At 43.9% G+C, this 13678-nt stretch carries 15 protein-coding genes and 1 tRNA gene; 6 read left to right on the forward strand and 10 right to left on the reverse strand.

The genetic code is table 11. From position 1 onward, the window contains the following. Nucleotides 1–13 precede the first annotated feature (13 nt). The 4 genes from flgC to R7Z49_RS15945 form a co-directional block, all read right to left on the reverse strand. Nucleotides 14–427: a flagellar basal body rod protein FlgC gene (gene flgC / locus R7Z49_RS15930; protein ID WP_005393132.1), complete on the reverse strand. Its 414-nt coding sequence runs from the start codon at nt 425–427 to the stop codon at nt 14–16. A gap of 5 nt (nt 428–432) precedes the next feature. Next, on the reverse strand, nt 433–828 hold the full coding sequence (gene flgB, locus R7Z49_RS15935; RefSeq protein ID WP_005382026.1) for a flagellar basal body rod protein FlgB: 396 nt from the start codon (nt 826–828) through the stop codon (nt 433–435). A 298-nt stretch (nt 829–1126) separates the two neighbouring features. Beyond that, on the reverse strand, nt 1127–1954 hold the full coding sequence (locus tag R7Z49_RS15940) for a CheR family methyltransferase (RefSeq protein WP_005382024.1): 828 nt from the start codon (nt 1952–1954) through the stop codon (nt 1127–1129). Between the two features lie 11 nt (nt 1955–1965). Further along, a complete protein-coding gene (locus R7Z49_RS15945) occupies nt 1966–2892 on the reverse strand; it encodes a chemotaxis protein CheV (RefSeq protein ID WP_005382022.1) in 927 nt (308 codons plus the stop codon). Between the two features lie 76 nt (nt 2893–2968). On the opposite strand from R7Z49_RS15945, the gene flgA reads away from it, so the two are divergent. The 3 genes from flgA (at nt 2969) to R7Z49_RS15960 (ending at nt 4599) form a co-directional block, all read left to right on the forward strand. Then, entirely contained in the window at nt 2969–3715 is a 747-nt protein-coding gene (flgA, locus tag R7Z49_RS15950) for a flagellar basal body P-ring formation chaperone FlgA (protein ID WP_005382020.1), read from the forward strand. Between the two features lie 116 nt (nt 3716–3831). Further along, complete coding sequence (gene flgM / locus R7Z49_RS15955) at nt 3832–4146, forward strand: flagellar biosynthesis anti-sigma factor FlgM (protein ID WP_005382018.1); 315 nt, start codon at nt 3832–3834, stop codon at nt 4144–4146. Nucleotides 4147–4173: 27 nt separating this feature from the next. Continuing rightward, nucleotides 4174–4599, forward strand: a complete 426-nt coding sequence (locus R7Z49_RS15960; RefSeq protein ID WP_005382015.1) for a flagella synthesis protein FlgN — start codon at nt 4174–4176, stop codon at nt 4597–4599. Nucleotides 4600–4701: 102 nt separating this feature from the next. Here the strand turns inward: R7Z49_RS15960 and flgP are convergent, their stop codons facing one another. Further along, nucleotides 4702–5133: a flagellar assembly lipoprotein FlgP gene (gene flgP / locus R7Z49_RS15965; protein ID WP_005382014.1), complete on the reverse strand. Its 432-nt coding sequence runs from the start codon at nt 5131–5133 to the stop codon at nt 4702–4704. A gap of 9 nt (nt 5134–5142) precedes the next feature. Beyond that, the gene (locus tag R7Z49_RS15970) at nt 5143–5781 is read right to left on the reverse strand and encodes a FlgO family outer membrane protein (RefSeq protein WP_005382013.1); all 639 of its coding nucleotides are present in this window, start codon (nt 5779–5781) and stop codon (nt 5143–5145) included. A 169-nt stretch (nt 5782–5950) separates the two neighbouring features. On the opposite strand from R7Z49_RS15970, the gene R7Z49_RS15975 reads away from it, so the two are divergent. The 3 genes from R7Z49_RS15975 (at nt 5951) to R7Z49_RS15985 (ending at nt 8122) form a co-directional block, all read left to right on the forward strand. Continuing rightward, entirely contained in the window at nt 5951–7084 is a 1134-nt protein-coding gene (locus R7Z49_RS15975) for a flagellar assembly protein FlgT (protein ID WP_005382012.1), read from the forward strand. A gap of 175 nt (nt 7085–7259) precedes the next feature. After that, nucleotides 7260–7336 (forward strand) — tRNA-Arg (locus R7Z49_RS15980). Between the two features lie 279 nt (nt 7337–7615). Continuing rightward, complete coding sequence (locus tag R7Z49_RS15985; protein WP_318111823.1) at nt 7616–8122, forward strand: Fe3+-citrate ABC transporter substrate-binding protein; 507 nt, start codon at nt 7616–7618, stop codon at nt 8120–8122. Between the two features lie 114 nt (nt 8123–8236). Here R7Z49_RS15985 and R7Z49_RS15990 read toward each other — a convergent pair whose 3' ends face one another. The 4 genes from R7Z49_RS15990 to chiP all read right to left on the reverse strand — a co-directional run bounded on the left by R7Z49_RS15990 (nt 8237) and on the right by chiP (nt 13286). Then, complete coding sequence (locus tag R7Z49_RS15990) at nt 8237–9199, reverse strand: OmpA family protein (protein ID WP_006743033.1); 963 nt, start codon at nt 9197–9199, stop codon at nt 8237–8239. Between the two features lie 640 nt (nt 9200–9839). Beyond that, entirely contained in the window at nt 9840–11267 is a 1428-nt protein-coding gene (gene gltX, locus R7Z49_RS15995; RefSeq protein WP_005384075.1) for a glutamate--tRNA ligase, read from the reverse strand. Nucleotides 11268–11444: 177 nt separating this feature from the next. After that, a complete protein-coding gene (locus tag R7Z49_RS16000; RefSeq protein ID WP_005382008.1) occupies nt 11445–12041 on the reverse strand; it encodes a DUF2057 domain-containing protein in 597 nt (198 codons plus the stop codon). Between the two features lie 123 nt (nt 12042–12164). Next, on the reverse strand, nt 12165–13286 hold the full coding sequence (chiP, locus tag R7Z49_RS16005; protein ID WP_017819978.1) for a chitoporin: 1122 nt from the start codon (nt 13284–13286) through the stop codon (nt 12165–12167). Between the last annotated feature and the right edge of the window lie 392 nt (nt 13287–13678).

The following is a 13678-nucleotide window of genomic DNA, read 5'->3' on the forward strand; positions in this document are numbered from 1 at the left end:
TACCCCCTTATCCTTATTGACCCATCTGCAGCGTACGCAGCAGCATTTGTTTACTAGAATCAGCGACCTGTACATTAGTTTGGTATGCACGAGAAGCTGAAATCATGTTTGCCATTTCTTCCATTACATTGACGTTAGGCTTGTAAATGTAGCCTTCTTCGTTTGCAAGGGGATGGTCTGGGTTGTACTCCGCACTCAGCGGTTTATCACTTTCTACAATACCCATCACTTTCACTGGCACCGTATCACCGCCACGCATGGCGTTACTTAACTCTGCACCAAACACGGCATGACGCGCTTTGTAAGTGTCTTTCGCAGAGCTGCTGACACTGTCGGCATTCGCCAAGTTGCTTGAGGTAGTATTCAGACGAACGGATTCAGCGCTCATTGCGGAACCTGTCACATTGAAAACGTTAAATAAGCTCATCTAAATTATTCCCCTTTGATTGCTTTGGTTAAGTTCTTGAATTTGCTGCCTAGAAAGTCGAGTGATGCTTGGTGTCTGATTTGGTTTTGCATAAACAAGTTACGCTCTAAATCCAAGTCTACCGTGTTGCCATCTCCCGTATCTGGTTGCGTAGGAAGACGATATAACTTGTCCCCAACCAACGTCGTAGTGGCAGGAATATGCCGACCATCTGTGCGACTAAGACCAATGCTTGCCCCAGATGTTGCCGCTTGCAATTCCTTCGCAAAGTCTAAACCTCTTGCTTTGTAACCAGGCGTGTTTGCTTGTGCGATATTGGTGGAAATCACCTCTGCATTGCGCTCACGTACGCCCACCGTGTGCTGGTGGATGCCTAGTGCATTGTCAAAAGATATAGCCATGTTTGCCTCTACAATTAAGAACTGACCGTGATTGATAACCAAAAAGCAATTAGCATGCCAAGACCTAAAGCATTACACCAACCTAGTGGTTACCGTGAATTGAAATAGCAATAAGTGAGCCAAAGTAACTGGAATGTCATGTCGTATCACTTTGCTCACTTAATAAAGATACACCGTGTTGAGGGCACAAGGCAAAAACGCGCTTCAACTAATTGAGTGATACATGAAGCGCTCGGCACAGTAACAAACAAAAAAGCCTGACACGAAGTCAGGCTTTTCTATCAATGAAGAGATACCGCTATTTAAGCTTGTAAATGATGCCCGGATTACAGCGCACCATTTCAAATTTATCAGTCAGACCAGTTAGCGACTCTGATGCCCCTAACAGCAAGTAACCACCAGGGTTTAAACTGCTCGCCATTTGGTTAAGCACTTTAGATTTCATTTCTGGAGAAAAGTAAATCAATACGTTACGACAGAAAATGATGTCGAACTTACCCATCAGTGCGTAACTGTCCATCAAGTTTTGTGGACGAAAGTTCACCAAACGCTTGACGTTATCTTTGACTTTCATGCGACCACCGTCCGCATTTTCAAAGAAGGTGCGACGACGTTCTGGTGAAAGCCCGCGACCCAAAGCCAAGTTGTCGTACACCCCTGCACGACACATCTCGAGCATACTTGCCGAAATGTCTGTGGCTGTAATGGACACGTTTGGTAACAAGCCCGGCTTGCGCTGTTGCGTTTCCAGGATCGTCATTGCAATAGAATACGGTTCTTGGCCCGATGAACTGGCAGCAGACCAGATCTTAATTGGGCGCTTGCTTGCCGCTACTTCTGGCAATAATTTGTCAGCTAAAACCGTGAACGGATAAGTATCTCGAAACCACAAGGTTTCGTTAGTCGTCATCGCATCCACAGCGGCGACTCGTAATTCTCGATTACGCCCTGTAACAACATCACGTAGCAAATCTGATAACGATGCGAGCTTAAACTTCGTCACTAAAGGACTCAGTCGGCTACGCACGAGGTATTGCTTGCTATCACCTAACACGATGCCACATTGCGATTCTAGAAAACGGCTAAAGTCACGATACTCTTGATCACTGATTGTAATAGCAGTCATTAATGTCTCTTTTATTGTGTTAATGCAGATTTAACCGCGTTACCCAACTCATCTGGGTTAAATTTCGCAATGAAGGTGTTGGCACCTACACGCTCAACCATAGCTTGGTTGAATACACCACTTAATGAAGAATGGAGGATAACATAAAGGTCTTTCAAATCGGCATGTCTGCGAATTTCAGCCGTTAAGGTATAGCCGTCCATTTCTGGCATTTCAATATCGGAAATAACCAACGAAATTTGATCGTAGATATTGCCTTCTTGAGCCATTTCAATCAACTTATTGTACGCTTCTTTGCCGTCTTTGACAGATACGACCTCAAAACCGATGGATGTAATCGCACGCTCTACCTGTTTACGCGCGACCGTCGAGTCATCAGCAATCAGTATGCGGCGTACAATAGGCTTTTCTTGTTCTGCTTGTGCGATTTCTTCGCCAATAGCGGAATCCATCGTTTCATCAACTGGCGCAATTTCTGCCAGGATTTTTTCAACGTCAAGGATTTCAACCAGCTCATTGTCAATGTTTGTCACGGCAGTCAAGTAGTGCGCTTTACCTGCGCCGTCTGGCGGTGGCAAAATCGCTTCCCAATGCATATTGATAATACGCTCAACCGATGATACCAAAAATGCTTGGATCGTACGGTTAAATTCTGCAATAACAACAAAACATTTATCTAAATCAGTGGTTGGGCGGCCACCAATTGCCAGGCTCAAATCAATAACGGACACGGTATGGCCGCGGATATGAGCGATACCTTTAACCAGAGGGTGTAGATTTGGCATTGAAGTCAGCTTAGGGCACTGTAGTACTTCTTTCACTTTGAATACGTTAATGCCGTAGCGCTGTCGGCCCATCAGTCGAAAGGTCAATAATTCCAATCGGTTCTGACCGACGAGTTGCGTACGCTGATTCACCGAGTCAAGAATCCCCGTCATATGCTCATCTCCATCTCAAACTTTTTGTTTTTAAATGATACTCTACCACTGGCAAGCACGATACCAGGGAGACAGTATGGCGTATTTCACTTTCACTTCGACACCATTGACTATGACAATATGTAGAGCGCTAATTACAAAGTACGCTAAGTCTATCGGCATTTTGCTCAGTATGTTTAGCTTTTTTGTTCATTCAGCTTCAGATAATCAGATCGAGCAAATAAAAACAGCAGCAGAACAACATATTCTTGCTACGGTTGATCAGCCTGATGGTGGCGAGCTATCTGTTAATGCGGCAGAGATCGACTCGAGAATAAAAGCAACGGATTGCCCTGTTCCGTTAGATACATCTGCCTCTTCCACCAGCAGCACGAGAAGTAACATCAATGTGTTAGTGGAATGCCAACCGGATGACTGGAAAGTCTATGTCCCTGTGAGGATCTCGGTATCAGTACCAATGATCGTCGCGACACGAACATTAGGGAGAGGAGAAATCGTCAGCGCATCGGATGTTACCACTTCCATGATCGAGCTACAGCGCTTTCGTAAAGATGGATTTTCTAGCTACGATCAAGTGGTTGGGGCAAAGCTAAAGCGTAATGTTCGTTTAGGCGATGTCGTAGAGAGAAATGATGTTTGTGTGGTATGCCGAAATGAAAAGGTCATTATCAAAGCGGTGAATTCTGGCATGACGATCACAACGCAAGGCACAGCATTGCAGGATGGTTCAGCTGGCGATCAAGTAAGAGTGAAAAATGATAAGTCACAACGTATAATAGAAGGCATAGTGACTGACATTGCGGAAATCACTGTTAATTTTTAATACCCACTGGTAGCGTGTTTAAACTGATCAATAAAAATGCAAAAAATGACTAAAGTTATTTTTGCGCTGGTCGATAGTCTGGATACCAGTATTACGATACAAGGCAAAGGTTAAACATGGCAGGTATAGATAATATACGTTCAGGGCAAATGATGACGACAACAAGTCGCGCACCTGCACGTAACGATTCCAATGCTACCAGCACGACAGAATCAAAAAAGGCGCCAGCGCAACAAGACGCAGTATCACTCAGCCAGCAAAGTAAAGCCGTCAGTAAACTCCAGAAGGATATGGCAGCTTCTCCGGCATATGACAGCGCCAAAGTTGCAGCAATCAAAGAAGCTATCACAAACGGTTCATACAAAGTCGATCCTGAAAAATTGGCTGACAACATGATTAAGTTTGAAAACGAATTGCAAGGCAAAAGCTAACTGACTTAGGCCGAAGGTAAGTATTTTATGGCAGCATTAGTCGATCTCGTTAATTTCCAGCTAGAAAATGCTAAGGCACTTTCCGCTGTTTTACGCCAAGAAACACAAGCAATAACGGCGCGTGTCTCTACCGAGATTGAGAACATTGCCAAACAGAAGATGACGCTCATTGATCAGCTCAGAACAACTGATCAGCGAATCGCCTCTCACCCGCACGTCAATCAACTTACTGAAGATGAGCACCTAAGTCAGGTTGTTGCTCAGATCCAATCGATCGTCCTCGACTGTCAACAAGTTAACCAAGTAAATGGCGAATCGCTTAGTCGCGCACAGCTGAGCTTCAATAAACTCAACAACATGCTTCAGCGAACTCATGGCAAAGTTGGCATGACCTACAATGCGGGCGGAAAAACCCACACCATCTCGACGCTTGGCACCAATATAAAAGCTTAAACGTCACTCTTACCCTCAATTCCCGCGCTCACGTAGATATAAAAAAGCGACTCATTGTTACCAATCAGCCGCTCAAAAAGATTATCTGTCTAGTGAAATGGTTTAAAACAAGGTTTGCTGACGCTTCTCAGGCACCTGCTGAACTTCTCCATAATCACGTAGCTTATCCATCTTACGGATATCCAGACGCAGCTCAGTCACATAACTGTCTTCAACAAGATAACTACGCACAACTTCTGCACCACGAATTACACCATCGACGGCACCAGTGGTGCTTTCAATACCCAAACGCTGGTCTTGCAGCTCTGCTCGTCCACTTACACGCATGCCATAAACTTGCTCTGCTAGCTCACGATAAGCATCAATTTTTGATGCGCGCATTGCTCGTACACGCTTTTCTTCTACTGTGCGGCCTGTCTGCTCACTGACGCTGGCGTAACCCACCGCCACTAAGATTTCATCTTGACGCATCTGTTGTAATGGCTGACACCCCACCAATATCAGTGTGGCAACAATAAATAATAACTTCTTCATGCTTCTATCCTATGGACGGAGAATCACAGTGTACGGCTGACGAATGGTAGGGTCAGAACGAATCAACACACCATCTTGTGTACGGATGCTATTTAACGTATCTAAGTCACGCCCAATACGGTCAGCCGGAAGGAAACCTTGCGCTGTCGCTACAACTACACGGCTTTGCATGCCAACCACGCGTGCATTGACAAGCACTCCACCCTCTTGACGCAGCATTGTTCCGGTCAGTACATACTGAATTTGCTGCTCTTGAGCTAAATCTTGCCAATCACGACTTAAAGCAAAATCGCCCTGCTGCGTCACTTGAATAGAGCCCGTAGTTTTGAAATCAACCACTTTAAACCCTCGGCGCTGAAACTGATGGATAAAACCTTCAGAGACCGAGTTACCTAACCAGTTTGTTGCATCCATATTTTGTAGATCAACAAACGAGGTAATCGCAATCGGTGTCCGCGCTGATACTGCCACATTAGAAACCATCAGGTCTTCTGTCATGCTCTCAATGAAAAAGTCCATCGTATGACGCGGACTATCCATCAGCATGAACTGGCTTCCCGAGTACGGTTCTTTACCATTGTAAATCGGTGAGTACGCGCACGATGTCAGAAGCGTCATCATCGATGCGGCGACAAGCCACTTTTTCATGGTTTGATTCTCCAGATAATCTTAGGTGATACCGTTCTTTATTAATTCCTTTCCAAGAAAGTGAATATTGGAACAGTCTTTGCTTTTCTTTGTTTGCCTAACGAAGAAAAACCCACCAAACTTCACTGAATTTGTTAAAGCAATATTTATACCCGAACGGTTGTAACCAATGAAAAAAATATTAAACAGTCTGTTTTCAATCACTTTAGTGATGCTTGTGCCTTTTAAGGTCATGGCATCTTGGTATGAAGTCACAGGCGTTGCCACCATCGTTTCTTCAGAAGAGACGGCAAGGCTCCATGCGTTGGAAGACGCGCTGTTCAAAGCCGTCAATTTTTCGGGCGCAGATATTGGCAGTATTAGCAACTTGATGCCGCTATTAGAAGAAAGCCGCAACGAATACCAGTTTACCAATCATGAAGTCCGTTACATTTTGGTCGAGTCTGAACGCAAACGTCGCGGTAAAGTCGAGGTAAAAATCCGCGTTGATATTTATCCATCGGCAACGGGTTGCCACACCGATCAATACAAAAAGACAATGCTGGTCGGCAATATTGAGGTCGCATCACCACAACAAGCAGTGATGGGACAAATTTATCAAGTTGGTGACGATTTTAGCCACGTAGTGAACCGTCAACTTGATCAAACCTCACGCAGCTTTGTGTCTGTTGGTACAACGGACTACTCAATAAGCAGCAACTATCCTGCTCGCACTCAAATGATCGCGCAAGACAATGGCGCACAATACATCATTGGAGGGGTCATTACCGATCTCACTGCAACGGTCGAATCTCAACTATTGCAAGATGACATCATCAATCGTCAGTTTGCGTTAGAAATGAAAGTATTTGATGGTAAAACTGGCCATGAAATCTTCAACAAAGCCTACCGTGAGGTCGCGCGTTGGCCATTTGCTAAGACGAGTCAAGTGGACACTCGTAGTGCACGTTTTTGGGCATCGACCTATGGCGAGATGATGCTTCGCGTTAGTCGCAATATTATGTTGGATCTGGAGTCGGAGCTATCTTGCAAAATTACACTGCCAGAGGTTGTGGCAGTCTTCGGTAATACCGTAACGATGGATCTCGGCCGTATGCACGGCGTAAAAGAGGGAGACAAATTACAGCTTTGGCACACCGCGTCGTTTATCGACCAAAATGGATTGCCAAGAAACAAAGTCTCGCAAAGCGAAATTACATTAACGGTATCACGCATATACGAACACGAAGCGGAACTGACGATTGATCAGCCAAATTTAGCGTCTAGCGTTCAAATTGGCGACGTAATGAACAAGATCCTATAAAAGCAAACATTAAGTCTTGAGATATGCTCACTTTTGAATATCATAGGCAGCGCATCTTATTTGATTATACCAATGACCGTAGCGAATCGTTCAACGTGATGCTGATACAGATCTGGTAGATTGCTAGATTTGAACTCAGTAAAACAGTGCAATGAACTGCAACTATTGGTATTACGCCCCCATGGCACAGCTGGATAGCGCAGTCCCCTCCTAAGGGACAGGTCGTAGGTTCGAATCCTACTGGGGGCGCCATATCATAGCCTTAGCTCCCACTTGAGCTAAGGCTTTTTTGTATCTTCAATTTCAAGCCTCGCACTGCTCCCCCTAGTACACCGTGTTAGATAATCTTCCCAGTAATCAATATGATCGGATCGGGTGTTTCGGTTACGGGATAAACCCTTCTACTGATCTGACTTCTTCCCCTTGAAATCATTTCAACAAGCCCTATTTACAGTTTTGTATTTTATTACTTTAATTATCTATGAGTTTTGCTTACCCTTTTAGCTATTAATAAAATTATTAGTTAGCACTATGTCTAAGAGCAATTTAATAACTAACACTGGACACCGCTTTATTTCTAAAGGCAAGACAGCCTTTAAGATACATATACATACCCCCGAGGATACGGTACTACACCGCTCGGTAGGATTTGTTCGTATTGGAGAAAAGAAAGGCTTACAAAAAGCCATTAAGCTGAGAAACGAGTTAGGCCGGCAAATGTGGGGCAAATTCTGGCGACGTCTTTTGAAAGACCCTTACTTAATGACCAGGCTTCCACATAGCGTTGAGCCTAAAATCGTTCACAAGCCTAACCCTACTCTTGAAAGCCCTGACAACCGAGATACGTGTTACATCGCCAAGTGGCGAGAGTTCAATGGTGACGGTGAGTATAAATATAAAACGGTGGTTCGCTCTATTAGTAAGTACGGCAAACTTGCCGCCTACATGCAAACCAAAAAAGCGTTGTTAGAAGCACATAAAGATAACTTGGAGATCCTGACATTTATGGGGCGTTTAAACAGCATTGATCTTAAGTAATACCTAGCCACTTTGAACATTTCAGTCAGTTTTTAAAGAGAAATAAAAAGCCCCAAAGAGCGAACTCTTTGGGGCTTTCAGCTTCAGTCTTCTATACTACGGTCGAATAGGAGCTTATTGCTGAACTTGGTATTCAAATTCTGGAACAACGATTTCTACGCGACGGTTTTGTTGACGACCTTCACGAGTGTCGTTTGAAGCGATTGGGTTGTTTTCACCTTCGCCACGAGCTTGGATACGTGATGAATCAATACCTTTTTCAACGAGCGCGTTAGCAACAGACTCAGCACGTTTTTCAGAAACCTTTAGGTTGTAAGCTGCTGGACCAGACGTATCTGTGTAACCTACAACTTCAACGTTCGCTTGTGGGTGCTCGTTTAGGAAAGCAACTAGGTTATCAAGTTTTGCAGCGCTCTCTGGTTTTAGAGTTGTGCTGTTTAGATCGAAGCTACCTGTGCCAATTGTTTGAGTTTCGAATGTTTTCGTAACTACAACTGGCTCTTCTACCACTTCTTCTACAACCACTTCTTCAACAACAACTGGCTCTTCTACGATTACTGGCTCATCGTTGCCGCCGAATTTGAAAGAAACACCTAGTGTTGCAGTGTTACCTGTCGCACGAGTTACATCGTTGCTGATGTCAGTCAGTGTTTGGTATTCCGCACGAGCTGTTACGTTTTGGCTTAGGTTGAATTCAAGACCAGCCGCGCCTAGGTAAGAGTAATCATCTTTGCCATCAAACATTACGTAAGCGCCACCCACTTTACCGTAAAGTGCGATGTCTTCAGTGATTGGTAGGCTAAATTTAGGAGCAAGAGTGATTGCTTCTACGTGGCCACCGAAAGAAGTTTGGTTAAAATCACCGATGTTGTCGAAACCCGCTTCTACTGCGAAGTATTTATTCATTTCGTAACCAACAAAAGCGCCAAGAGTAGAATCGTCTTTGTCACAAGCCTGGCCCGCTACACACGCGTCTTCCATCCATGACTTACCCATCTTACCACCAACGTATACTTCTGCTTGTGCTGCTGAAGCCATAAGTAGAGACGCTGAAATTACCGCTGCTAATTTTTTCATTATTGATTCCTCTAAAGAAGTTCTTTTGTTAGATGCCGAAATGCGCCGTCTGACTGACATTGTATTTCAATTCTTTTTATTCATTCCTTGAGTGAGATACTTAGTCAGCTTCTTTTTATGCACATGCATTTTTTTTATGGAAGCAACTTACGTACATTTCCTGCTCAGTGATACATATCGCCATCTCGGTATCGCTGACGGGATGAACTATAACGCTAAGAAATCGCGAGAAAAATCCCAATTCTGTCAATTTATTGTCATCAAAAATCTCGACAACATGTGATCTTAAGCAAAAAAATCCCCACGCAATCACTACGCAAACGTTTGCTTTATTTTTTGGAACAACATAGCTAAAGCAAAGATTTTTCTTAAAAATGAGACAAACAAAATGGAACTTTAAGGAACATGGATAAAAATCAATCAGATATTTGATATATAATCGCTCGTTTTTTATTCATGCCAACGATATTTGGATTAAAAAATCTTATCCATATTGAGGTAAATTACAGGTGAAACCATCTCTTCATTCACCAATATGAGAGAAAGTTTCTCGTTATCTAAATTGAAGATACAAAAAAGCCGCGGTTGCTCACCGCGGCTTTGTGACTATTTATTCAAAAGAACGTTCAGTTCAAAGCAATTATGCGTTTGCTTCACGCTCAGCAATGAACTCAAGCGCCATCTTAATGCGAGCAATACAACGCTCTTTTCCAACCAGCTCCATTACTGCATCGACAGAAGGAGACTGACCGCCGCCTGTTACAGCAACACGTAATGGCATACCGATTTTGCCCATGCCGATTTCCAACTCTTCACATACTGCTGCGATAACGCCATCTTTGATGTTCGCTGTCGTCCACTCAGTTAGTGCTTCCACTTTCGCTAATGCAAGTTCTAGAGGCTCTTTAGCCACTCCACGTAGATGTTTCTTCGCTGCGCCCGCTTCAAACTCAGAGAAATCTTCATAGAAGTAACGGATTTGCTCAGCTAGCTCAACTAGCGTGTTGCAACGCTCACCCACTAGCTTGATCACGTCAGTGATAGCAGGACCATTCGTTACGTCTAGTTTTTGTTGATCTAGATGCCATTGCAGATGCTCAGCAACGTACGCAGGATCTGAGTTCTTGATGTAGTGGTTGTTCAACCATTGCAGTTTGTCAGTGTTAAAAGCAGACGCTGACTTAGATACTGCGTTTAGGCTAAATAGATTGATCATCTCTTCTTGAGAGAAGATTTCTTGGTCACCATGAGACCAACCAAGGCGCACTAGGTAGTTGTTTAGTGCCGCAGGCAGGTAGCCCATATCGCGGTATTGCATGACTGATACAGCACCGTGACGTTTAGACAGTTTCGCGCCGTCATCACCCAGGATCATTGCACAGTGTGCAAATGTTGGTACTGGCGCACCTAGTGCTTCGTAGATGTTGATTTGACGAGGCGTGTTGTTGATGTGGTCTTCGCCACGAACAACGTGAGTGATACCCATGTCCCAGTCATCCACTACTACACAGAAGTTGTAAGTAGGTGAACCGTCTGTACGACGAATGATTAGGTCATCCATTTGATCGTTGCGGATTTCAATGCGACCACGGATTTGATCATCAAATACTACGCTGCCTTCTTTCGGGTTACGGAAACGGATAACACATGGATCGCCATCTTTTGCCGCTTCGTTTGCTGCTTTGATTTTTGGATGGTTAGCATCGTAGCGAGGCATTTCTTTATTTGCTTCTTGCTCTGCACGGATTTCATCTAGCAGCTCTTTAGACGCGTAACATTTGTAAGCTTTGTCTTCAGCAAGAAGCTTATCAACCATTTCGTTGTAACGGTCAAAACGTTGAGTTTGGTAGTAAGGACCTTCATCCCACTCCAAGCCTAGCCATTCCATGCCTTCAAGAATTGCATCAACCGCTTCCTGAGAGTTACGCTCAAGGTCTGTATCTTCGATACGTAGAACGAATTCACCACCTTGGTTTTTAGCGTATAGCCAAGAGTAAAGTGCAGTACGCGCACCACCAACGTGTAGATAGCCAGTTGGGCTAGGAGCAAAACGAGTTTTAACCGTCATTTGAGTTCCTTAGGGGTAATGAGCAACGAGAGATCTCTCGTTGTAATGTCAAGGATAAAAGTGGCGACATTTTACCACCGTAAGTCAATTCTACAATCGGTTTGACAACAGAAATAAAAACAGGGCAGAACCAAAAAGGCACAGCCCTGCTATTTACTGTTAAAGCACGAGACGAAATTACTTCAGGTTACGCATTGCCCATTGCATAAATTCTTGCTGCTCTTCACGGCTCAATTCATTAAACGATGCTTTGATTGTTTTGGTTTCCGCTGGAGAAGACGCAATGCTTGCCTTAGTCGATTCTTTATTCATTGCGTTATTATAGTCGGCAACTTCTCGTTCGTAATCACGAAAACCTTGCAAACCACCTTTACGAAGTTGAACCATAGAGAATGCCACTTCTTTTCCGTTTTTGTCTTTCAATACCACTTTAGGATCGAGTTCGAAGGCTCTCGCCTCTTCAATAGTACGGAATGTTTGATAAGTCAGAGAAAGCTCGGTGTCTTTTTCTGCATCAAACTCTAATACCAGCGGCTGCGAATCGAATTTACGGCGCTTTCCATCTTCAAATACGATTTGTCCAACCGTTACCGCCAATTGGTTTTCCCCATCCTTTAACTCGATGCTGTTGTTCTTGGATATCCACTCAGGGTAGACGAACTCGCCGTTGAGAACGCGAGGAACTAATTCAGATTGCAGAGTGAGTTGAGCAGCAAAAGCTGGCGCTGAAAGCATTGCGCAAAGTCCGAGAAGTGTCGTTGTTTTTTTCATCATGGTTTCTCACTTTATACCAATTTAGATAAGCCTCTAAAATTTACAGGCCAGTCATTTCAAAGGCTTATTTGAATAAGTATCAAGATAAAAAGGGCGTTTCCGCCCTTTTAGCTGCTTCTTTAATTAGAAGTAGTATTCAACACCTACAGAGAACTCGTCGTAGTCAGCAGACTTCCAACGTGCTTCTGTTGGTTTATCTAATTGAGACGCACCGTCTCCAAAATCTAGAGTACGAGCACGCACGTACAGCACTGCCGATGGGTCTACGAAATACATAACTTGTGCTGATAACACATCATCCGCTGTATCGTTAATTTTCTTACCATCACGCTCTAGATCAAAGTTAGCGGCGTAAGCCAGTTTGTATTGCCAATCACCCGTGGTGTACATGATAGCGGCAGACATTGCATCTTGCTTTTCACTCACACCATTGCTTGCGTCCGCCTCCATGTATTTGTATTGCGCGAAGAAAGAGATTCCGTTATCAAACCAGCCTTGTGCCCCTACCAAGTACGTGTTGTTTTCCCACGTTTGGCTTTCCATCTTGATATTACGGTTACCTTCATATGCCGCATCTAACTGGATAGGACCAATTTTGTAGTGTGCAGCGATACCACCCCAGTAGTCATCCCCTTCACCTAGACCTGCTTTATCACCTGCACCAGCTGCGATATCTAGGGAGAATTTGTCAGCAAACATTGGAGAGTCCCAGCGGATAGTGTTTGATTGACGGTCTTGGTACTTGGCGCCACCAATAGCACCACCCCAGTCGTATACATCGCCCAGGCCAGGGTTAGATGCTGGCCAGTCAACCAATTCGTACATAGGTGTCAAAACGCGACCCAGGCGAATTTGCCCCCAAGATGCACTTTCAAAACCGACGAATGTGTCACGTTCACCAAGACCTGCGCCCTCGCCACCAAAGCTAGGGTCTACATAACCGCCTTCGATTTGCCAAATAAAAGTAGGGTCGAAGTTAGCAAATTGTTTCTTACCACGGAAACCGATACGAGATTCGTTGTTTAGCTGCATGCCACCCAAGTCATCGTCCGTTGCTTTGCTGCCAGAATCGTAATCGCGGTACGCGGCCTGCATCGCGATGATCCCGTAAACTTCATAAGAAAATGAATCTTTGGTTAGAAACTCTTTTGCTGCGTCACTGTTTGCACCATCAGCAAATGCAACACCACTGAACATCATGCCGGTAATTGCCGTGGCAAGTAGGCTTTTCTTTAGGTAAGACATTATAAACCCCTATATTTTTAGTTTTTTCCATTTTCAAATTCACTAACTAGGACATGGCAGGAACTTGAAACAGTGTTTGGACGGGGCAAATATGACAAACTTTTTTCGCACTAAAAAACTTTCCCTACAGCAATCTGAGCGGCTTCAAAATGAGAAGATCAAAAATAAAATAAATCAATAAAAAACAATTAGTTAAAATCAAATATAAAAAATAAAAAACGTTAAAAGTACGTTTTGACACTGAACTGACATTGAGAGCATCTAAAAAACGTGAGCGACTTCATTCATCTTTTAGGTGTTTTAACGGAACTTTATATTCAAAGAGAAAAAACCTTGAGATCACTCGCAAGTAAAATGACCGTGCACTTGTGGGATTCGAGAGATTTTGACGA

Origin of the sequence: Vibrio sp. 1562 (genome assembly GCF_033340155.1) — a bacterium.
Taxonomy (GTDB): Bacteria; Pseudomonadota; Gammaproteobacteria; order Enterobacterales; family Vibrionaceae; genus Vibrio; species Vibrio alginolyticus.